This is a genomic window from Flexilinea flocculi (assembly GCF_001192795.1).
Taxonomy (GTDB): Bacteria; Chloroflexota; Anaerolineae; order Anaerolineales; family Anaerolineaceae; genus Flexilinea; species Flexilinea flocculi.
This window is the reverse complement of sequence record NZ_DF968181.1, coordinates 1277164-1302906: the sequence shown is the minus strand read 5'-3', so window position 1 is coordinate 1302906 and position 25743 is coordinate 1277164. Positions and strand designations below refer to the sequence as shown.

Genomic DNA, 25743 nt, shown 5'->3' with positions numbered 1-25743 from the left:
ACTGACAGTATTCAGCCATAAGTTGCCACTTGGCTCAATGACATACGTATTGGAAACCAAAGCCTCATTTTCGAGTCCGGAAGAAGAAGTTAATGTACCTGGTCCGGAATATGCTGAGTTGATGTCAAGCGGGTTATCTGCCATCCCGATGTAACCGCTGCCAGCCTCAAGCGTAATATTATTTCCAATGATATCTACACCAGCCCAGGCAGGTGATCCGCCAGATGCATTGCCTGAATATGGATCAAGCGGATCATTGAGATCCACTGCATCCAGAATAGAATATTCAGCCTTCAGAGAAACATCACCATTTCGTGAAAGAATATTGCGTACATTCATACTGAGTTCGGTTTGATTAAGCAGGATATTCTGGGCAGCCGTGGCTGTAATCATTCCGCTGGAAGTATGATTGATGTCCAGATAATCTCCAATCTCACCGATACCGCTTCCGGCTGTAAGTTCAATCCAATTGGCTTGAATATTGGTAAATTCATTATCCAATCCATCAATGATCGAACCGTCGGACCACAAATAGACACCTGCAGTCTTGGAGAAAATTGTAGCTACGCGCATATCACCAGCCGTGCCGGGAGAGAAATGATTCGGGATTGTTCCTCCTTCGTAGATATCAAAGTCCGAACTCTCCAAAATGTAAATCACACCATTTGCACGTGCTGTCAACTCGCCTGTATTGCTCAGATTGATATAAAACGGTCTAAGATCCGTACCGATCGTTCCTTCGGCTGCCTCAAGAATCAGATCACCACCGCTCACATTAAATGCATTGGTTGTTGCATTTAAGATACTTCCACCGCTTTTAATTCGTATTGGTCCGTTATTCGTAGAGGTAATGGTTTCAATATCCATGTTTTCTTCAGATCCCAGAAATATTTGTTCATCTGAAGAAATATTGATCTTACCCGTTGCGGTAACATCCACATCATCGCGATCATTGATGAGTATCTTGTGAATTACCGGTAAATAACCGCCGGCAATTGTAATCGTTTGCCCGGTTTCATTGTGGAGCTGATCATAGGATGCAAGCGTGATTGTAGTCGTGTTAACCGATGAAATTGTATAATATTCATCATACCGATTTGAATTTGTGATGGATCCTGTAATTCTTATCCGCATACCAGTCTGGAAACCATCCGATATCCAGCTGCCTGTCGTCCGGACGATGGTGTCAGAATCTAATCCATTGTCATAAAAACTTGCAGTTGTACTAACTTCATTTCCCAAAACAGGAGTGCTGGGGCTGGGAATCGCTGAGCCGATCTTAATATTAACCGCGGACTCGGATGTATTCAGATCGATATTCGGAATATTTGCTGCACTCAGTCCTTTGCCTTTGAGTGTTATGACAGTGCTGGTGAGGCTGTAAATTTGATAATATAATCCTTCAAACGTTGAATTGTCCGAGTAACCTTCCACATACAAGTACATACCTGCAGTGAATCCATTGGCAAGCCAGTCTGTACCATCAATACTGGTGATCGTTCCAGTTTCTTTGTTGAAATTGACGCGTGTCTCTACTATATCATGACTGAGATAGACAATATCCTTGCGTTCTGCCGCAGCTAAAGCTACCCGCTCATCATCCGTAAAAGTTACCGGATCCGGTTTTGTTGAAAGATCAATGATTGTCTGCCCCTCAGTCGTACCAACACCGGCTGAAACGATTACCATAATGTTCTTAGCAATAATGTTCGGAGCTTCTTCATTGACGGTTGTATCAGTAATCGCCTTCAGTAAACCACCGCCTAACAGGCTGAGCAGTTCAAGTTCTGTCCAAACTTTAATTCCATTATTAATACTTGCATCTTCCGAAGCAGTCAAAACGTAATCAAAATTCGGATCATAGAATGTCGGAAAAGTTTGACTGTGACTTGTAAAATATTGTGCAAACTGTTCATGTAATACTGCATATTGCTCAGAACGCATACTGATTAAAGCGTCTAACGCATTTTGCACATATCCATCTAATTCCGTTCCACTCTTGCCTTCGCTGATTCCCTGTTGTCTGTAAAAATCAGAATAATAATCAGTTTCTGTTGTTGTCAAGCCAATTGTAGTTCCTGAAATATAGATCGTCGGATCAGTTGTTGTATTGCGATAATTCCAATAGGTCAGATATTCTCGTTCGCGCGTCGATGCATATGCGGATTTAGTTTCTGCTTTTTTATTCAACGCATCATTACCCACCAACTGCAGGGAACTCCATACCCCATTTTTCAACTCTTCATACGTGCGTTCATCTCGTATTTGGACGGAATTGGCATCGTATAATCCACCAGACAAAACTTGCAGCCAGACATCCTGACCAACCGCATTCAATAATTCGAGTGACAGATCTCCAATCTTTTCCTGCAGGTATACATTTCCCGAAGATTCAATATTAACACGGGAATTGCGCATCATCAGGATAATTTCCTGGGGCATAAATCCGGTTTTGAGCATCGCCGAAATTACAGAATCCGGTAGTTCAGTTCCTGAAGTACGCATCGCTGAAAGCATTGACGGAGTAAATTTACCATCAACCAGATCAGTTTCGGTTAGTCCAACTGCCGAAAAATAACCTGAAGTGGTCATTGCAGAAATGACTGCACCCGGGACAACTGTCAGAGAATTCAGTTTCGCTAAAATGGCAGCATCTTGTACAAATCCTGAATCAAGTATCAACGGTCGTGTCGAACTAGCTCCGATTCCGCCACCTTCTGCAAATAAGGTAACATTACCGCCCTGTACCAATCCTTCATACCAGGTTGTCGAATTCTGCTGAGCAGGTTGAATCGCGCCATTGGAGGAAAGTGTCACATCGCCGCCGTTTCCGGAAGTAATCTGATCAACATGCATCGTTCCGGCTAATTCGGTGATCGTGATATTTCCTGATGTTGAATTCACTTTCAAACTGGGAAGCAATGTAATCAGATTCCACTTGGTTGTATCAGAATACGTCTGAGCGCCCAAAGCCAGTTTCGCCGAAGGTCCGACATAGATATAATAATTATCTCCGGATTTTACGACATCCTGAGTACCGCTGTAATGCATCTTCCAGAGTTTGGTATTGAAGTAATTCACAGTAGAAAGATTGACTGTTGTTGTAACAGCACCAAGATACTCATATACTGCTCCGCCACGCCCTAAGCTGGACGAATAATTATTTGCCAGTCGAATCGTATCATGCGGTTTTATTTGTTTCGAACCCTCTGTTGATTCATATAAATATGCAGGTGTGTTCAGCGTCTTTGTGCCATCCGCACTTGTATATGTATAAGAAATTTCGGATGTGTTTACCAGGAACGGGTTGATCATGCTTCCAATATCACCCGATGCAGACAATTCAATCTTCCTGCTCGAAATATAAGCATTATCGCCAGATCCTACCAATGATCCTAAAGTGGAAATATTCGTAATGCCTTCCGGATTCAAGATCGGGCCTGACATTTCAATATTTCCACCTGAAGTGATACTCACTGTGGATGTCGCTTGACCGATAAAACTGATTTTTATCGGTAAATCAGCTTTCAATGTATGGTTATGATAAATTTCCTGGGCGATTACCTGCCTGTATTTTGCTTCATAAACATGACTCAAATACCATGTCCAGTAATCGTGATGCCAATACCGAACAATTGGGCCTTCGGATGTCGTGACTACCTGCATATTGTAATAGTAATCATCCCTATAATCCACATCAGATGAAACAGATTTGTAATAATAGGGTCCGCTGCCACCGTAAGTAGGCGTTCCCTGGATTTCGATTGAATCCCATTCGAAATCTTCATCTTGAAATATATCCGGAACAGCTCCCAACCAGGAACCGCTTTTGACATATTTATATTTAATCAGATTTTGTTTTACCAGGGTTGTCCAACCGTAACGCCAGTCTAATTCTGGTTGATAATAAGAAGTATATCCAGTGAATGCCGCGATCTCCGTAGAATTGGTTCCGCCATTCGTTGTAACCACTACACCTGTCGGTGTCCATTGATACAGTGTCAGGTAATCCTGGCCGCTAATATGGGTTGCAGTAGAGATCCCAGAAGGTTCCCCGGCATTCTTATCATAGATTAATAACACGCCCGATCCGCGTTGAGATACGTCAATACGATTTAATTTGAGTCCTTTTGAGGTTGAATTGGTGATCGTCACATCGGAATAACCGCCAAGAACTTTTATCTCACCATAACCGGTATTCAGGACGCGGCCAAACAATTCGATATAACCACCGCTCGATTTAACTTCATCAATTTCAAATTTCTGCGTATTGGTATTGTAGTAAACCAGAAAGCCATTGAATTTTGCAGAAGTATTCGTTAAATAGATCCGGCCTGAACGACCGCGGTTGATCAGATTTGAAGCTTCCTGCAACGCCAATGAATCAATCGTCAGCACATATTCATCGAGGCCACTCTGAATGATACCGTTCACATTGATATATTCCGCGTCAATGTGAATGCGGTCCCCATATAAACTATACGGACTTTTTACAGCATTTCCGACAGCATAGGTAAATGAATCTTTAAGAGTCTTATCAATTGGATACAAAATGAAAGCTGATACGACACCGGCTGCGGTAGCGCTGCCAGCCCCATATGTTCCCGTTGTAGCTACAGAAACGACACTTGCCGGCTCACCGCCGACTGCATAGGTTGAGACTCCAGTAATAAACACATCTCCACCAGCAACTACGGTAAGGTTTTTTGCTCGAATTGTTCCTTCAATGCGAATATTGCCTGTTCCCATAGTGGCTAAAACAACATTTCCATTGTCATTGTAAATACCGCTTCCGCCATTATCAGGGCCAAGTACCAAAATATCCGGCCAGGAATAAACATCACCTGCGGGCGTTGATACTTCGGAAACATTCATCGTATTTTGTATCGTTATTGAAGGAACATTTCCGCTTGTAACTACCGGTATGGTAAAGGAAGCTGTTCCCTGGATAAACGTCGGATCAACACCGTTAAAACCTTGTGCATTGTCATCATCAACGTTGACTTTATTGGCATCATCGACTTGCGTATTGCTTTCCATCAAAACGCCATTGAAGAATAATCCCCCGTTTACTGCAGGAATCGTAATACCTGATATTTCCAGAAATGCGGGTGTATTGTTCGTAATCGTGACTTCCGTATTGCTGGGGGCGATAAATTCTCCGCTTCCAATTAACTGATCCGCACGAACATCGATGACACCCGCCTGTGCCCAAATTGGTCCGATTGTTATTGTCATAACGCTTTTTGTTGGGTAGACTGTATCGACCAGGTTGGTTTCGCCGTTATAGACTGATGTTTCTGTAATTACGCCACCCACCTTGTAAATATATATCGCCAATCCAAGGTCATTTAATTCCGCTTTAATTCTGGCAATTTCCGATTCATAAAAAGTCTTTAATGTCGAATTAGTGTAACCATATTGAGCCAGTAAACTTTCAGCATTTTCCAATTCTTGAACCAGTTGGCTTTCAACGTCTTTATAGCTGAGCGAGAAAGTTATTCCTAAGTCTCCAACACCTGTTATTTCAGTTGTTGTACTATTAAAAGACAGGGTCAGTCTTTGATTTCTGGTTAATCCCGTTTCAATAATGCCATTCATTTCAACAGTACCGTGTGCTTCTGCCAACTCATCTCCGCAAAATTGTTCTTCGCCGCCACCACCAAGAGCGCTGTTAATTGCATCCTGAGCAGTGCTGACCCAACTCACTGCTTTGGCTTTACCTTCCAAATCAACACTTCCGAGACGTTCCGCATACAAATTTGCCTGACGTCCTGTCTCCAATTTCGTAGCTGAAGCAATATTAATCGTGTTTTGTTGGACGATAAATGCTTTTGCATTAATATCGGATATAGGAATTGCAGAGCCGGCAAATCCGTCCCAATGCGCTTGTACCTTATATGCATCTGGACTGACAACCATGTTCGGATCACAATCGCGTCCAACAGAAAGGTTGAGGTCACCAAAAGCGCGAAGAAGCGTAGGATTTTCAACGGTATTTCCTGCGATAAAAATTTGATTAATAGGATGTAATTCAACCCTTGCAGTTCCGACTGTCACGGTTCCTGCCCCATAGGTTTCAGCAGCCACATCGGTAGTAAGATCACCCTGACCTCGGGCTGAAATGTCCATAGCTCCGACACTATAAAGTTCAGATCCTGCACCCACTTCAACTCTTGCACGATCAAATGACACATTGATCGTCGAATCCACTCCTGCCCCTGATAAAGCTCCGGCAGTCTTAAAAGTCACATTGTCATGAGCTTCTAAGATATTTAATGCCGAAATTGAAAAGACAGAATCATTGGAGGAAAGACCTACCACGTTGATGGTGACATTTGAACCGATATGGACGAGTGTTGAAAGATAGATGCTCAAATCGCTGTCAGATCCAGCGCCACTGACTAAACCACCAGTACTGCCTGAAATATGATCTTGTATATCAGTACGGTTGATCGCCCCAATGTTGACAATGAATGCGTTAATTCCTGTATTATCACCAACAGAAGCAGTAACTGTTGAATTCAAGTTATAGTCTGCATCTGCGCCGCTTCCAGATAAGGCGCCATATGCTGTTGTAATCACTTTTGTGCCGCCTGATGAAAGCTGTGAGGCAACAATATCCAATTTTCCGGTATTATCGCCACCTTTTGTTACGAGATCGATATCAGAATCATTTTCAGTTCCCGCAGTCGTATGACTGATATTGCTTACATAAGGACGAGCCGCAGCCGCTCCAACGACACCACCGGCGCCTGCTGTTGTTTCTGCATAATCGTACGCATCACCGGTTGCATAAATTCCCAGACTGCCTCCTGTTAATTGCGTAAATGCGCCCAAAGTCGCTGTCGTGGTAAGATTTGAAGTTGCGCTGGCTTTAGTAACACCTACGGCAATCATGCCAACTGCTGCGCTGTTTGAAATGGCTTGCTGCCGAATAAAATTACTGGCTGCAACATTTGTTTCTGCAGCAATATCAAAAATCATATGATCGCCGATTGAACTGTTTACGATGCTGGTTGTCGTCACCTCAGTGACCGTCGCATCTACACCCAACAAAATTCCACCAGAAGAACCCTGAGCATATGCATAGGTACTGTTGTTATCAAACTTTAATTGTGCGTTCACTTCCAACGAATTTGCAGTAATTCTTTTTTCTGCGCCGGTCACCCAGACACTAATGCCATCGATATGCGCATTCACATTCGAATTTACACTGGCGGTCGCTTTTGAAACACCAACCGAGGCACCGGTACTGACCGTAAATCCGATTGCCTGGCTTTTTGCTTCGGGATTCCCTATGGCTGCGATCAGAATATCCTGTGCGGTGATATCAGAATTTTCAATATAAGCTTCCACAATCTGAATGATTGACGCGGCAGATACAGAACCGGAGACCGCTGCGCTGATCAGTCCTGCTGAGAGCGTAATGACACCGGAACCAATGTCCGCTTTGCTGGTATTGATTGCACTTACAGATAAATCCCCTGCCAAATTTAATGTGCTGTTGATGATATAGGCTTTGGTAGTTGTATTAATTGTGCTGTTAACAGATGCGCCGCCACCGGAAAAGGCAAATCCAAAGCTGGATATAGCCAATGCTACTGAAGCTGTGGTGGTTGAAGCAGTAATGGTGACATTTTCGATAGAATTAATACTCAAGCCGCCAGAATAATTTCTTACATTCATCTGATCCATGAAAGCAGAAACCTGGTTGTATACGGTATTGGTCGCCAGCGTAACACCGACTGAAACAGCAACACTGCCGCTATACCCAAACGCTGCCGCCAAAGAAGCTGCTACGGCAGAAGCGTTGATTGTGGACGTGTCCTGAGCCAGTATCGAAATACTTCCATCTGTTTTAAGAATACCGCCTGTCGAATGGCTGATATATGCAAAAACGTTGGAAGCGATTTTATTCTGTACATCGGCTCCTGCTCCGCTGATCGCTCCTGCGATCAACCCTGCTGCGGCTGATGCGGATGCTACGCCAACCGTTGCGGTTATGGAGGCTTCCATTTCGGCGGTAATATCAACATTTCCGCCGATGTATAGATTACTGTTCGTAATATATGCCTTAACGATCAGAGGATTACTCGTATCATCCAGTTTATATCCCACATAGTTTTTCGCTGTGGAAGAACCGATCGAAACGGCTCCACTTAACACACCGCCGCCTAATGCCGCAGAAGCAGATAAAACTTCAGCATGGATCACAGCATCATTATTGGCATGGATATTCAAAGAACCGCTTTGATGAATCGTGCTATTGTTGATATGAGCCGATGTGTCCGTCAGGATCACATTTTTCACATCTGCGCCTGCGCCACTGAAACCGATTCCAACTCCGCCAATAGCGGCTGCTGCGCTGGCAGCCATTGCTTTAGCCGTAATCGTAGCACTTTCGACTGCTTCAATCGTAATATCTCCAATACTGACATCTCGCCATAAGCTACTGTTTTGATAATCTTGAAAACTCAGGTTAACAGAAGCATCAGCACCGAGATATGCATAAACATTTCCCTCAATTCCACCGATTATTCTCCAAATAGAGGAGTTATCATAATCTTGTCGCGCAATATTAATTGATCCGTCTGTCCCTAAATACTTGTAAATTCGGCCAGCTTGCCCGCTGACTTTTACCCACTTTGTTGAATCAGTAAATATTACATCTTTCAAATCAATATTCAGTCCGGTACTTTTGTAACCCGATCCGATATATTTATAAACTAAATCAGTAGATGCTTTCACATAATCGCCATATTCTAGCGCAACTGACTGTGATACTCCATTGACATAGGTATAATCTGGTACTGCATAATCATCAGAAAGCAATACATTATCACCGTATTTTACTGATTCCGGTTGACTGGCATAAATCACTGAAAAATCAACAGGAGCATAGTTCTTTTCGACATAGATTCGGGTACCGTTGGATAAGTATTTATTTCCCTGAGAGCTGGAATAAGTCACATTACTATTCGTATCTTCAATATAGGCTTCGACTACCGTACTAATCACGTTGACTGCTGTGCCTGCACCAACAGAAATAGCAACACTGACGCCGCCAATTGTGAATGCCAGAGACGCTGAACCGGCTAACGCGTTAATCGAGGATGTATCTTTTGCTAAGATCGTAATACTGTCGGCACTTAGATTTACAACACCATGCAGATAGGCTTTGACAATCATTCCAATATAGTTATAAGCGCTTGCACCGGCTGCAGTAGCACCAACTGCTACGGCACCACCGGCAATTGCAACTGAACCGGAAAGGACGGACGCATCGATCGTCTGATTTGAAATTGCTTTAACCTGCAGATCATCGACAGCTGTCACACTGGAATCCATAATATAGGCTTTGCTCTGAGCTGCGTCAGCTTCCGTCAATGGATTCCCGTTGGAATCATATCCGATATAGTTCCGAGATATTCCAACGCCAATGGAACCAGCCACTCCAACTCCACCGCCTCCTACAGAACCACTGGAAGTTAAAATCAGTGCTGTGATCGATGCCATATTACTGGCAAGAACATCGATATCGCCGGCTCTGACATCCAAAGATGTATTTGTTCCCGTTGCTGACAAATTACTGTTCACCACATAAGCAGTTGCCTTTGATTGAATGACATTAATCGCATTTGCACCGGCACCGCTCAGGGCAACTCCTACTGCTCCAATAGCAGCAGATGCTGATGCTGCTCCACTCGTTGCATTAATGTTTGCATTTTCGATTGCTTCCAGAATGATTGCACCGATGTTGGCTATTACACCAGCTGAATTCGAAATTGATGCAGTCACATTGTTCGTAATTGTATTTTTGGCATCAGCAGCGCCTATCGAAATTGATACACCAACCGCTCCAAAAGCACCTGCCAATGACACAGCCTCGGTTGTTGCGGTTATGATTGAGGCGTCCTGTGCTTGGAAACTCAAAGAACCAACAATTACATAAGGACTGATGGCGTTTGATGAATATGCCTGAATACTGGCTGCCATCTTATTCTCAGCAACTGCTGCCGCAACAGAACCGCTCACGCCAACAAAACCGCCAGAAATTGCAACGGATCCAGCTGCTGTAAGAGCTTGGATCGTTGGATTTGCACTGGCAGTAAGACTTAGTAGCCCACCAGCATTAATACTGGAATTGGTAATATATGCTTTTACTTCAATTGGATTCATGGAATCCGAAGCAGTATATCCGATCCGGTTGATCGCAATGGATCCTCCCAAAGAGACTGCTACTCCCACAAAACCGACGCCCAGCGATGCAGCTGCAGAAATCACATTTGCTTTAATAACCGATGTGTTCGTTACTGATAAGATCACATCTGAAAAACTTTTAATGATGCTTGTATCAATATATGCGTTGGTCTTTCCTAAAATCACATTGGAAGCAACCGCACCGCCACCCGCTACGGCTACACCGACAAAACTACCGGCCAAAGCTACTGAAGCTGCTGCAGATATTGCTTCAATTGAAGCTGTTTCGGTAGAGGCAATGCTTATTGATCCACCGGTCGATTCGGCATAATCAACCTGATAAAGGAATGCTTTAACTTCATTATTGATTTCATTAAATGCCATGCTGAGACCAATTGAAACGGATACTCCAGCAATACCGCTAACTGAAGCAGCTACGGATGCTGCGCCCGCAATCGCATGGATTGTAGAATTATCCTTCGCATCCATATCCAGGCTTGCTGCCCGAATGGTTGTAGAAGCATTACCCAACAGACTGTTCGTATCAGCAATAAATGCCTGGACCAATGTAGAAATTTTATTCTCGGTATACACCGCAGCGCCACTGACTGCTACACCCACTGTACCGCCCAGTCCGATCGCAACAGAACCAGCCATAACAACTGCTTCAATCGATTCATCGGCATCAGCTTGAATCGAAACCGAACCGGTTACCAATATTTTTGAATTTAATATATATGCCTGGATTTCCGCAGGTACTGCGGTGGGATCACCGGTTGCTTTTTTCCATAATGCGGTATTGGTATAATCCTGGTCACCTAAATTCAGCGTATCAGGTTGGCCGATATAACGGTAAATTGCTCCTGGTTCTCCCTTGTTTAACTGAATTGGCTGGAAAATCAGCTCATCTTTGTCACCATCACCATCTGTATCATTTACATCAGGGACTTTCTTGAAAACCATATCGGTTGTACTGCCATCACCATCCGAGTCAGAGATATCTTGAACTTCTTCATAGACTGTCTGATAATCGTCTGCCAACTTGACAGTATCACCCGATTGAACCATTTGATTGAGTGAATTCGTCGTGTAAAGATAATCAGCTTCCCAACCTATCCGGTTGATTGCTACCGAAATTCCAATCGATACGCCCACACCGGCTGTCCCCCCTAAAGCGGCTGCAGCAGACGCAACCGCAACAATCGCATGGATTTCCGAAGTGTTTTGAGCCAGCAAGCTCAGATTGCCACCGGTAATTTCCAAATCACTATTTGAAATATAAGCGTTGGTCTTACCCAGGATAATATTTTGTGCGATTGCACCGCCGCCACCAATCGCAACACCTGCTGTTCCACCGCCGCCGATGGAAACCGAAGCTGCTGCAGAGATTGCATGAATCACGGCGTTACTGATTGCTTCAACCAGTACGCCGCCGGCCGTTGTTTTGAGGTTATCCGCATCTGAAATATAGGCTTCAACAATATTATTGATTTGGTTACGAGCAATTGCCAGGCCAATCGAAACTGCAACTCCGGCGCTTCCCGAAACTGCCCCGGCAACCGATGCTGCACCTGCTGTCACAGTGATGGTTGATCCATCCAGCGCTCTGATTGATATGGAATCCGCAAAAATATCTTTAATAAGATCATTATCAAGATAGGATTTCACAATTGTGGCAATTTTATTTTCGACATACACGCCTGCACCGCTCAAAGAAACTGCAGTGCTTCCACTACCGGCAATTGCAACAGATCCGGATAAAACTTCGGCATTAATCAGCATCGTATTCTCGATGTTCAACACTGATCCGGTTTTGGTAATCTTATACCCTTTACCGTATCGATCACGTAAAATCCATTCACTTCCTTCTTTGATGATTGTAACGACCAGATCGTTGGAGAGCGTAACACCTTTTGTTTGGAATTCAGCTTTTAACTGACCTAATAAGGTTAGATCGTTTGCTGCATCAATCTGATCTTCATATACACCGACTGTATCAGGATCATCCTCATCCTGTGTCCCGGCATCATCCAATGTATTTATAAAGGTTGTGCTCAAAGCAAAGAGTTCATTAGTTGGTTCTTGCGCAATCAGGGATAACGCACCGCCGCAGTTGATATTGGAATCTTGAATATAAGCTTTTACTTCAATTGGCGTATAACCGCCGGTCAAACCATAACCAATAAAGTTCCGGGCGACTGATACACCGATTGAAACCGCAACACCTGTACTGCCTGCGAAACTGATGGCTCCGGAAACGGATAGCACCATCGCGTGGATGGTGGACAGATTCGTTGCGTTTATCAGTACATCGCCGCTGGTTGTTACAGTACTGGAAAGAATATACGAATTGGTTTTCCCAAGAATATTATTCTCTGCAATAGCGCCGCCAGCACTGAATGCAACGCTATTAGATCCGGTTCCGCTCAAGGAAACTGCAGCAGCGGCAGCAATTGCATCAATCATGGAGTTGCGAAGTGAATTGATTTCCACTTTTCCATTATTCACATGAAGATTGCTGACATTTGCAATATAGGCAATAGCCCCGCTATGAATTATATTGCGGGCATAGGAAATTCCGATTGCCAACGCACCACCATTTGATCCGGAAAGATTGCCCGAAACCGCTGCTGAAAGGGCTTTTACGTCCAAAATCGAGTTGTCTTCTGCATGGATTATCAAATCGCCAGTGCTGATTGTAACGGAATCAGCGGTGTCAATATAAGCTTGTACATCACTAAAAATTCGATTAATCGTAACTACGCCACCGGCACTTAAAGCCCCGGATTTATCAGAAGAAGCTGAAATCGCTACCGCTGCAGCATATACTTCAGCTACGATACTGCTGTCTGCTTTCGCATCGATTGTCACCTGTCCGTCGGCTGTGATATCAGAGTTTTGAATATAGGCGTAAACCTGCAGTGGATTCCCGCTAATTCCATCTGTTTTCGTCCAAAGAGTTGTATTGGTATAATCAGTCAGTCCAATATCCACCAGCCCTGCAGTGCCTTTATACTCATAAATACTTCCACCGTCTCCTTTGGTATTGTCATAACCATCAGAAAGTTTTACTTTATCACCCGTTTGCAGATACTGAGCATTAACAATCTTCTTCCAAAGCGCGGGATTGCTATAGGTCTGATTTCTCAGATCGATCGGACCAGTTAGTATGCTGCTGCCAATATATTCGTAAACTTCTCCGGCTTTACAACCATCCAGATCCGTATCCAAATATACGCGTTTACCATTCAGCAATTCTGATAGAGTCTCTATTGACGTGTAATCGTTGTAAGGTCCAGCCCACGGTGTGCTTTCATATTCATAATCACGATCATATGCAATGGTATTTCGGGCTAACGATATTCCAATCGCACCACCAGCAGTAGTTCCACTGGCACTTAATGCAATCGCCACAGCGCTGCTGTCAACTCGCGCTAAAATGTCGGAATTGTTATAAGCGCTGATTGTAATGGTTCCAGCAGAGTCGGTGTCGCTGTTACTAATATAAGCATTTGCGTTGCCTTTGATCAGATTGACAGCGATGGCTCCGCCGCCACTGAAGCTCTTTGCACCGCCTGATGCGCTGATTCCAATCGATATAGCCGTTGCAGAAGTAATTGAATCGATATTCGCATTTTCCTGGGCATACACTGACACATTGCCTGAATCAGTCTGTAAAATACCTGTATTATTCACATAAGTTGCCAAATCATCATCAATTTCATTATTTGCAATGCTTACTCCCACCGCGACAGAAACGGATTTTTTGGCGCTGGCCGTGACCGAAATCGAAGAGCTCTTTACCCTCGCAAATACGATTGAACTGTTGACCGCGCTGAATGCAATCGCATTCATCAGGTCACTGCTGTTACCCATTTTTGCTACAATCGAAGCTGCTTCCTGAGCGAATGCTTTGATCGCAGTGCTGATCTTGTTCATCGCGATAACCACGCCTACTGTAACCGCTTTGGTGTCTTCGGCAAAGCTGCCGGAAATTGCGACTGCGGCATTTTTAATCTCAGCAGTAATTTTCGCCAGGCTCTCAGCGATGACTGACAGAAATCCGTCGACAGCAATATTTGTTTTTTCGATAAAAGCGATTGTTGCAGCGGGTTGCTTGGTTCCGATCAATGTTCCCAATATTGCATCAATTGTATTAAACAGGATATTTTGGGCATCCCAGCCGATTGTATTGAAAGCCAGTGTAACTCCCACTGAAACGCCATTGGACAGCGTCTTGTTTTCAACCGTTGCTTCGATAAACGAATTATTCTTCGCAATAAGGTTCAGGTTTCCACCGGCAATCAAGGTTGTTGTTCCGTAAACATTTGAAATATATGCTTTTGCGGAACTAAGCACCAGGTTCGTGGAAATTATCGCATTGACTGCGATAGAATTTCCCTTCTTGAATGCGCTGCTGCCATATGAGGTGACTTCGCTGCGATCTTTTGCAATGATCACAGCATTTTCGTAAGCGGATATATTTAAGTTTTGTCCAACATCCACGGTTGTCTGGTTACTGATGTAACTTTCAACATTGCTGCGAACATCATTGCGTACGACCATCCCTCCCACTGCAGTGGATGGTGATCCTGTAAAGTTCGTCAAAAATTTAAGAGGAGCCAGGATTTCACCGATTGAGAATAACTTCTTCCAGCGAGTGGAATCCAGGTAATTCTCATTCCCAAGGTCAATCGTCTGACCGGTTCCGATAAATTCGTAAATATAACCGGGTTCAGCCAGCGTATCATCATAATCATTCTCAGCTTTAACTTTTTCCCCGGTTGCAACAGAAATTGATCCGGAAGCAGTGCTGTAATCATAGCCGACAATATCATCAATTGTTGGGATCAATACCCAGTTCGGATTATCTTTATAATTGATAGCGCCCAAATCGATGATCGTATTATCAGGCCCGATATATTCATAGAGACGGCCGGGCAATCCAGTTTTTCCAGTTCTTGATTGATAACCTTCATCCACTCGGACTCGAATTGGAAGATAGAATTCATCTTCTTCGTAATCCGGGATAATGAAGCTTCCAGAACGCGTCGTATAACCGTAATCCAGAAGTACTTTCATTGCCGCATCCACGATAATACTGATGCCGTAATCATTCTGTGTGCTGGCAAGAACGGAAAGGTCCACTTCAGAAAAGATGGTTGCATCATCAGAGGCGTAAATGTCAAATCCGCCTCCGCTAACAACGGTGGCAATGCCTGTTATTGGGGTATAAAGTCTCCAGATTGCGGTATCACGATAATCTGTAATACCGAGATTGATTAAATTTAAGCCAAGGAATGCAAGCGGATCGGTAGAATTTGATAAATCAGCAACGTATTCGTAAATCTTCCCGTCTGAATTCCTTTTTACTAAATAGCCCGGTAGGATTAATTGAGTGCCATCGCTGCTGGTCCAGTTATAAGCCTTATAATCGATGTAAGCTTTCGCCATGCTGCTGACCATGTTGCTGGCAAGAATTGCTCCGGCAGCCGTCTGTTCATCATCATATAAAGAACAAACCGTTGAAGAAGCTTCATTACTTACTTTCGCGTGCAGGACCGCTGCATTAACTGCTTTGATACTTAGATCGCCGCCAACCCTGATTTTAGAATTCAAAATATAAGCCAGGGTTCTGGCAGGCGATTCATTGCCCATTGCCTGGGCTATTTCAGGTGATCCGATTAATGCATCAACGGTATTGAATAGCAGATTCTGTGCAAGCCAGCCGACAGTGTTAAAAGCGAGCGTAACACCAACTGCTTTCCCGGCAGCGGTTATCGTACTCAAGTTGATTGCTTTTATAAGGGAATTGTTTTCCGCATCAAGATTCAGGTCGCCGAAATTTTTAACAGTGATGATACTGTCTTTAATAAATGCTTCCGCTTTGCTGAGAATCAGATTGGTAACAATCACACCGTTGACTGCGATCGAATCACCTTTTCCTTCATTGCTTCCGCCAGAGGACAACACGTTGCTGTCGGTTTTTGCGAATACGACAGCGCTTTCATCTACCTTAATATTCAGAGTATTTCCACTTTCGACGGTTGCTTTACTGATATAGGCTTCAACCAGGCTCCTTAAGTCATTACGAACAGCCAGACCGCCAACCGAAACCGCATTCGAATCCGTTACATTAATATCTTCGGGAATAATATCGGTTTCAGGAGACAGCTTCCAATAAGCCAAATCAGTGTAATCCACTGTACTCAAATCGAGAGGATCATCGGTATCCGCAAAATCGTCGCCCATATAGACATAAATTGCGCCCGGCTTTCCGCCCTTATAATCCATGTTTTCAAGAATGATGTCTTCGTAAGCCAGCAATTCATAAGCAGAGAGATGGCGAGTGAGTTCAAGTTCCAATGCCTGTTCGGTTGAAAACTCTGTATCGATCATAGATGCTAATTTATCGATCACTTCTTGCGGGATTTCTTTTGCGATGGCGTTAATAGCATCCTGTGACAGGAAATAAGCTCCGTAATCATCGGCTAACCGTACGCGATTACCAAATTTTAATCTGGCGCTTTCAGTACTGGAGTAATCAGCCGGCAATTGATCATTTAATGTTTCACTGATAATGCCTAATCCTCCATTATTGGAAGTAACCGAAGTATTTACCAGTTTAACATTGGCATAAATCGAAGCGTCATCGACAGCATTGATATCGAGCGTTCCAGTTACAGTAATCAGGTTGGTTGTTGCAGTGGGCATCGTATCGAAAGTGATGTAAGCCTTTGCCAAGCTGCTGACCATATTGCTCGCCAGTACCATACCGACACTCTTGCCATTGGCATTTTTCAACGCAGAGGCAGCAGAGCTGGCTGCATTGCTGATCGTGGCATTTAATTGCGTCTTATTGATCGCGCTCAGGATAAGATTTCCTGCTGCTGTTACAGGTGTGTTAAGCAAATAGGCTTGTACTTCAGCTGGTTTTTCCGATCCAATATCCGTACATAACAGCGCATCTACTGTTTTGAAAAGTACATTTTCGGATTCCCAGCCGATTGTGTTGAATGCCAGGACTACACCTACCGCAGTATCACCGCTGGAAGTGATGCTCATAATCGTTGCATCCAATATGGAAGAGTTTTCTGCATTTAAGGTGACCGATGCTGTACCAGTTGTCATTACAATACTTGTATTAATATAAGTGTTCGCTTTACTTTGGAGTAAATTGGATACAAGCTGTCCATTATAAGCCTTCACCTCACCAGCCCCCATATTACTGCCGCCGGAAGCATTCACATTGATTTCTGCGAAAGATTTTAATGTCGCGTTATCAACAGCTTCTAATGATAGGTCCCCCCCGCTTGTCACATTCGCTTTTTCAATATAAGCCAGAACTTCACTGCGGACTTCGTTATAAACCACCAGGAAACCAATCGCCTTCGCATCCGAAGAAGTTACATTTCCTAAATTCGGGAAATAATCTTCTACTGTTAAAGTCACGACTTTCCATTTTAGCTCATCGTTATAGTTCTCTGTACCCAGATCAATTACGCCAGGTTCACCGATATATTCATAAATGCTGCCATTGACTCCCTTGCCAACCATTGTTGGGATATGTATATCACTGAATTTCACTCGGAAAAATTTACTTAGAACCGATGATGTAGGGCTAAATGCTGTGAGCGCCTGTGTACCTGAAAGCGTCGTATATTGATAGTCATCCGGGAAAAATCCTGCAGCAACAGCGCCGAGCCCTTCAGAAATGGTATTGGTGGAAACAGCGCTCTGCAGAACATATGCTTGAGAATCGATTAATGCTTCGTCAGATGCAAAAATAGCAATTCCCATATCCGCAATGATCGTATTGGTCTGCTCAAGTTCCGTTGTGGAAAATGTAATGTAGGCTTTTGCGCGGCTGCTCACTTTATTGCTTGCCAGAATTCCACCGCCGCTGACTGCCGTCCCCTGATATTTTGCGGAGAACACCAGATCAGTAGCCGCGTCTGAAAATGCACTGCTACCTACTGATGCAATCAGTTGCGCTTTATTATCCGCTGAAAGCGATAACTGACCTGTAATATCAATCGTGCTATCTTTTATATACGCATAAGTCTCTGCGGGCTGTTCGCCATTAAATGCGCTTGCGATAAGCGGATCACCGAGGATGGCATCTACCGCCGCAAAAAGGATATTTTCTGCTTTCCATCCAATCGTATTAAAAGCCACAATGAAGGAAACTGTCTTGTCCCATCCAGAAACTTCACTGTTTGCTGTCGCCTCAATGAATGAGTTGTTTTTCGCATTGAGAATCAAATTGCCCGGATTAATTGCATCTTTAGCTGTCGTAACAACACTGCTGTTCGTAATATATGCATTGGCTTTACTCAGGACAATATTGGTTGTAATAATGCCGCCTCCGCCTTCATACGTCGAAACAACGCTGTTATCTAAGACGGTAATTGCCGCACTCTCCAGAGCGCTTAGGCTGATATCGCCGGTTGTATTAATGGTTGAATCATTAATATATGCAAGGACTTCACTCCGCACATCATTCCGGTCAATCAATCCATAAATTACTTTAGCCGATCCATTTAGGCCCTCTTTTTTATATTTCTGTCCGATTTCTTCCAACGCTGTATAAACGACAGAATCGCTGATCAATGTGTATTGCGATAGTGGTTTCCAATAAGCGTAATCTAAGTAATCCGTCGTACCAAGATCAAACGATATCGGAGTTGCTCCCATAAACTGATATATGGTTCCTGGTTCAGCTTTTGTATTGGCATAATCATCTGCCACCCGCACCATTGTGCCAAAATCCATCAGACGGCTACCCGAATTACTGGTATATTCATACGATTCGAGCCATGTATTTGCCAGATTATTGATTATGCCCATACCGGCATCATTACTGGGCTCCACTGAAGCCAGCATTTGCGTCTCAGCATGGATTGCTGCATCATCCTGAGCCAGCATCGAAATATTTCCGCCGGTAACAATCGATGAAAGATGACTGATTTTACGCCAATTCTGCGAATTTCCATAATTCTGGGCAGCCAATTCGATTGTGTTCGAACCAAGAGGTACTGAGTATAACTCTGCCCCAATATATTCGTAAACATCGCCGGCTGAAAAAGTAGTGTTCTCATCAAAGGTAATATTTGTTTTTATTTGAACTACAAAACCTGGTATTAATGCAACGACTGTTTGATCACTGGTATAGGTAATTTCAGGGATATCAATATAAGCTTTGGCATAACTGCTGACCATATTACTGGCTAAAATAATTCCTACAGATGTTCCACCGGCGCCGAATAGTGCTGTAGGAGCAGAAGTAGCATTATTTCCGACATTGGAAGTAATGCTTGCATTGGAAATCGCAGTTAACGTTAGATATCCTGCCACATCCAAACTGGAATCCAGAATAAATGCCTCTACGCGTGATGGATCTTCATTCCCCAACGAACTTGCAATCAGCGGATCTCCCAAGAGAGCGTCAACCGTATTGAAGAGGACATTCTGAGCCTTCCAGCCAACTGTGTTGAAAGCCAGAATCAAGCCAAAGGCATTTGCACCGGAGGATGCCATGGTTAAAGTTTCTGCATTAATTGAGGAACTATTCGCAGCGCTCATCACAAGATCACCAGTATTCGTTTTGATACTGCAGTCTTTAATAAACGCGAGGGCTGAACTTAAAACCAGGTTTGTCGCGATCGTTCCGCTGGCAGCTAACGAATCTCCCGTACCACCAATGGAATTACCGCCTGATGACTCCGCAGTACTATCAGAAATCGCACTGATAGCCGCGCTTTCAATTGCGGTCATATTGATGCTGTCTGACGTTACACTTGCATATTGAATATACGCTTCAACGCCACTGCGAACATCATTACGCACGACCAAAGCACCTAAAGCGTTTGAGTTAGAATCTGAAAAATTGAGTCCTGTTGGTACGAGATTTGTTTCCGGTACTTCGATCCAATAACCAAGATCCAGATAATTGGTGGTACTTAAATTTTGTGGTGTAGATAAATCTGCACCTAAATATTTGTAAATTCCGCCTGGTTTTCCATTTTCTGTGTCATAATCTTCAGCAAGACGAACCTGGTCTCCAAACTCTAATAATACCGAAGTCTCACCACTGACATGGTCGACTGATATCACATCCACCAGATCGGTCACTGAATTGCTGATCAAGGATAGACCACCGTCATTGGTGGTAATGGATGAAGACACCAGCTTGGCATTGGAATAGATAACAGCGTTATCTTCTGCAACGATGCTCAATGCACCACCTGTAATAACAGAGCCGGTATTCGAATAATCAATGTATGCATTAGCGAAGCTGCTGACCATGTTGCTTGCCAGCATGAAGGATCCACTTTTGCCATTCGCATCATACAAGGCTGATGCAGCAGAACTGACCGCGTTGCTCAGCGTTGCATTCACCATTGCATTTGAAACCGCAGAAAGTGAAAGCTCACCTAAAATTTCGATGTTTGTATCCTTTATATAAGCCTGGACCTCCACCGGTTTTTCATTGCCGATATCCGTTGTGATCAGTGCATCGATCGTATCAAAAAGTAAATTCTGTGGTTCCCAGCCGATTTTATTGAAAGCCAGGGTAACACCAATGGCAGTATCACCAGACATTGTGGCACTGAGTACAGTTGCATCGATCAGGGTATTATTTTCAGCTGTAAGCGTAATATTGGTAGTACCGGTAGTATTCGTAACAGAACTATCCACAATATACGCATTCGCTTTGGAAAGCACCTGGTTGGTTGCAATCGTGCCATTTACCGCCCAGACAGTTCCTTCTCCTAACGCACTGCCGCCGCTGGCTTCCGCCACACTGACAATTTTCGCCTGTATTTCAGAATTTTCGTATGCGCAAAGAATGAAATCTTCGATCGAATTAATATCGAGATTACTGATATAGGCTTCTGTATCCGTACGAACATCGTTGCGAACTACCAGCACACCAACCGCAACAGCATCAGAACCGGTTATATTCAATGATGCTGGAACCAAATCTAAAACTGTTATTTGTTTCCATAGCGCACTATTGGCAAAATCTAATGTACCAAGATCATATGAAAAACTTGTAGTTCCCAGATATTGATAAATGGTACCGGGTACGCCAAGATCGCTGTCATAATCATCTGCCAGCCGAACCATTTCGCCGGAAGCAACTGTCCGGATACCTGAATTTGTCGTATAGCGATAATCATTCATCAACGTCTGTCCAAGCTGGTTTACCAGACTTGCCCCCAGATTATTGGAAGTTGATGAGGTTGCAACCAGTTTACTGCTGGAAATAATCCGGGACGTGTCTTCAGCAGTGATGGTAAGCTTTCCATTTATTGTGACGATCTTAGGACTTAATGTAAATAACAGGAATGCTTTTGCAAGCGTGTTGATCATATTGCTTGCCAGGACACCGCTTGTCGCTTTCCCGGTCGCATTCACCAATGCAGAAGCAATCGATGTAGTTTCATTGGTTACCGTGGCAATCAACTCAGCAAATGAATTTGCAATCATCGTTACCGCGCCAGAAATTGCAAGAATGGTATCCTGAATAAATGCTTTTACCTCTGCGGCCTGAGAATCGCCAATACCGGTTCCAAGCAAGGCGTCTAAAGTTGCAAACAGGACATTTTGGGATTTCCAACCAATGGTATTAAATGCCAATGTGACACCAACTGCCTTGGCACCGGTTGAAGTTAATGCATTGACAGTGGCGTCAATTTTTGAGGTATTTTTCGCAATTACTGACAAGTCGCCATGTACAGTAAGATTACTGTCTGTGATGAACGTATTGGCTTTGCTCAGAATCAAATTCGTGGCAATTGTTCCATTGACAGCCAATGATTTCCCTTCACCAAAAGCACTTCCACCAGAAGAAATCGCAGTACTGTCAGCTATTGCCCAAATTGTCGAGCTATCGGTTGCCAGGAGGCTTGTGTTTCCAGCTACATTAATATTTGCTTTGGAGATAAAACTTTCTGTCTCAGAATTGATTTCATTCCGGACAACCAGCCCGCCAATGGATGTGGAATTCGATGGTGTTACATTCAGTCCTTCCGGGAATAACTGAGTAGCGGTAACCTCTTTCCAATATCCAAGATCCGTATAATCCTGAATACCGAGATCAATCGTACTTCCGCTCCCCATATACTGATAGACAGTATCCGCTTCCCCACCAATTTTTACCCACAGACCGGGATCGTTATAATCTTGTGTTTTTAAGTCAGGATTAAGAAGTGAAGTCGTTCCGATATATTTATAGACTTCTCCGGACATTCCACCACCGGTATCCTTATCTAACTTTACTTTATTGCCGAATTTAATTTCAGCCGGGATAAATACCTGATGAGACGTATAATCCGGATCCAGATAATCATCGGTCAATAATACTGAATCTCCAAAGTTTACAGTTGTAAATCCATAATCCGATGTATATTTGTAATCAAAGGAAGAAGTGATTCCTTCCTTCAGTACATTCATGCCGCCATCGTTGGTGATGATCGAAGTGGACACTACTTTACTGTTGGCATAAATTTCGGAATTGTCCTCTGCATCGAGAAGCAGGTCTCCTCCAGCCGATACGTTCACAGTTTCCGGAAGTGTAGTATAGCTAACATATGACTTCACACGGGAACTGATCTTATTGCTGGCAAGAATACCGCTGGTACTGCTGCCATTGGCGCCATACAAGGATGAACTGGTGCTTTCTGCAGCATTACTGACGGTAGCGTTCATTTTAAGATCAGACAGAGCCGCCAATGAAATATTACCTGCCGAACTGACTTCGCCATCCTGAATATAAGCTTTAATAAGAAGCGGTGTTTCAGTACCGCCGATATTTGTACCGATTAAATCATCCAGAGCTTTACCAAAATAATTATCAACGCTCCATCCCATCAGGTTCATTGCCACAGAAAAACCGATTGACTTGACCTGGGTAGTCCAATCTATTAAATGAAGCATTCCAGCAACTCCCTGAGCGCTGAATTCCGATTTCGCATCGATCTGAGAATAATCCCGGGCATATAAATCGATATTTCCGGAACTGATTGTCTGAACTGATCCACCTTCAAGGTATGCCAGCGTATCACCAATGACCTGATTAGCAGAAAACAGACCACCGACACTGGTCGCCGATCGCTTCAGAAAAGTATCATCGGAGTTACGGAAGGTATTGGCTTTTACGAGGGTACTGAGCTGCAGATTTTTCTCTGCTTTCAGGCTGATATCGCCACCTGTTGATGTAACGGTTGAATTCTTAATATAACTTTGAACATCGCGATCCAACTGATTACCAGCGATCGCTAAATCAATCATCAAATCTCCAGGAGCCGGCTCTTCGGGATCATAATCCATAACATAATCTGCCAAAGGAGAAAGGGCGGTTGCCTGAATTTTATCGATAGCGCTTAAATTAATTCCACCGCTGCCGGACAATCCGGTTGTAATTGTACTGGTATCGATCGAAGACCGTGTTTCACCTGAGATTTTATTCAGCGCGACTCTGCCGGTTGCCGTATAGTGGATTCCGGTTTGAGAAAGCATAGAAAGACTGTTTTGAATATTTGCAGTGACACCATTCATCGAAACAATGGCATTCTCGTTGAAAATGTTATACGCAAGTAGTTTTGTGATGCTCAGTTCTGTCGAACTGGCAATTAATGAAACGGTTCCTTGAGTCTTTGCTGATAATAAAACAGAAGCAGCAGCGAGTGTTACGCCGTTATTGATCAAAACATTTGCAGATGATGAGCTGTTCAGTTTTACTCCGATATAATCGGAGAAATTCTTACCGGTAATAATGTCATCCACAACGTCTGTAATGTTATTGACTGAGTTAATTGCGATGTTGCGTGCGACATCGGCTGATGCTGTCAACGTTCCACTGGCGCTAATATTTCTGTTAATATTGATCGCTGCCGTTTTAGCTACAACATTCGCGATATCAGTAACCACTGTACTATCGGCAGTATTTGCGGTAAGTGTTACATTGGCTGCATTTATTTCAGCATTTATGGTGATGTCCTCAGCATTAACAACAATGTTACCGGTTGTATTTATCGTACTAAGTATAGGTGATTCAACAGTACCGGAGTTTACCGGGTCTAAAATGATTGTATCTGTACCATCGCCACCATCAACAGACAGACTGCCTAATCCTGTGGTATTGAGCTTAAGATCAAGAGTATCATCTTCGCTGGATCCATGAATCTCAACGCTATTGCTATTTTCTATAGCAATGGCTTGATTGAAAACAAATCCCCAAAAAGAAATCAATGCTGAGTTGTCTCTGATCAATACGGAATTGGTCAATGTAACAGCATTTGAATTATTTTGACTGTTTTTCAGTGTCAGTGGATTAACAAAACCTTGAACAATCAAGTTATCTGCATAAGATCCGCCATCCACATAAATCGTAGCGTCATCTGGAAGACCATGTTCTTTCACATTGTCGATTGCTGCCTGAATCGGAGCAGAACTTATTTCACAATTATCAACTCCGCTGCAATTTGCTAAAAACGAGTATTTGACACCACCTCTGGTGAAATATGGATCCAATACTACTGTTGTCTCTTCCGGCAAGATCGATAGCACTGATCCGGCATCCGGATTTTCGATAACCATTTGTGCGCCATCCGGCTCAGCTTCGATCAGGCATTGTTCGAATTCTTCGTCCTGAGTAACATCCGAATTGCCTTCATTAGGATCCGGCAAATCACCACCTGATAATTGTTCTTGAGTGGTATTTTCAGCGGCTGTTTCAGATTGCATTCCATCTTCATAGGAAAGATCATTATCCCCTATCTGAGGTTCTTCAGTCTGATTTAACTGAAAATTTTCCGCAGCATCAAACGTCGCGTCTTGCGGTGATTCTTCTGTGGAATCGACATATTCCTTTTGTGGAGAATTTTCGATCGAGGTTTCATCCGATGGTAAGAAATCCGCCTGGCTTTCTGAATCTGGATCTGAGGATAACGGCACTGTATCGTCATCGATTACATCATCAGGATTTTCGTCTTCAGGATTGACAATAATTTGTTCCACGCCGGAGGTTTCCGAAGAAAAAACGCTGAATATTTCAAGATTGTCCTCAGTGTCTGAACCTTGTGGAGACGAAAGCTCCGAGATCGAATCCGGTTCATTCGCCTCCTGAATCTGATAGACCTCATCATCGATGGATGAAATGCTCTTATCCGCTGTGCTGAGGTATGCATCTGATTCAATGACGATGGCAGTATTATTCGTTGGATTCGCATCCATAGGACTCAGATCACCGACAATGCTCTCATTTTGCATCGCACCGGAATTCGCGTTTTCCAAAGTATTATTTTCAATTGCAGCAGGTTCAGGATCAGTAGGAGGGGCAGGTTGTGCCTCTTCCGGACTTGGCACTGCAGGCACAGATGGGGAATCGGCAGGTTGTTGGGAGATCTCTTCCGCAACCGTATTATTAACAGGATCTTCTGCATAAACCAAAGCACTGGGTAAAAAGAAACATAATAATAATCCAATAATTATTATTGGCTGTGTCCATGCAAAATTTTGTTTTTTTATCAT

General features: G+C 43.6%; 1 protein-coding gene (only partly in view). It reads right to left on the bottom strand.

All coding sequences use genetic code 11. The features are described 5' to 3' along the window. Positions 1-25743, bottom strand: partial view of a tandem-95 repeat protein gene (locus tag ATC1_RS10395; protein WP_062281514.1) — the start only. It extends 29010 nt beyond the left edge of the window; only the first 25743 of its 54753 coding nucleotides appear in the window; it begins with the start codon at positions 25741-25743; the stop codon falls past the left edge of the window.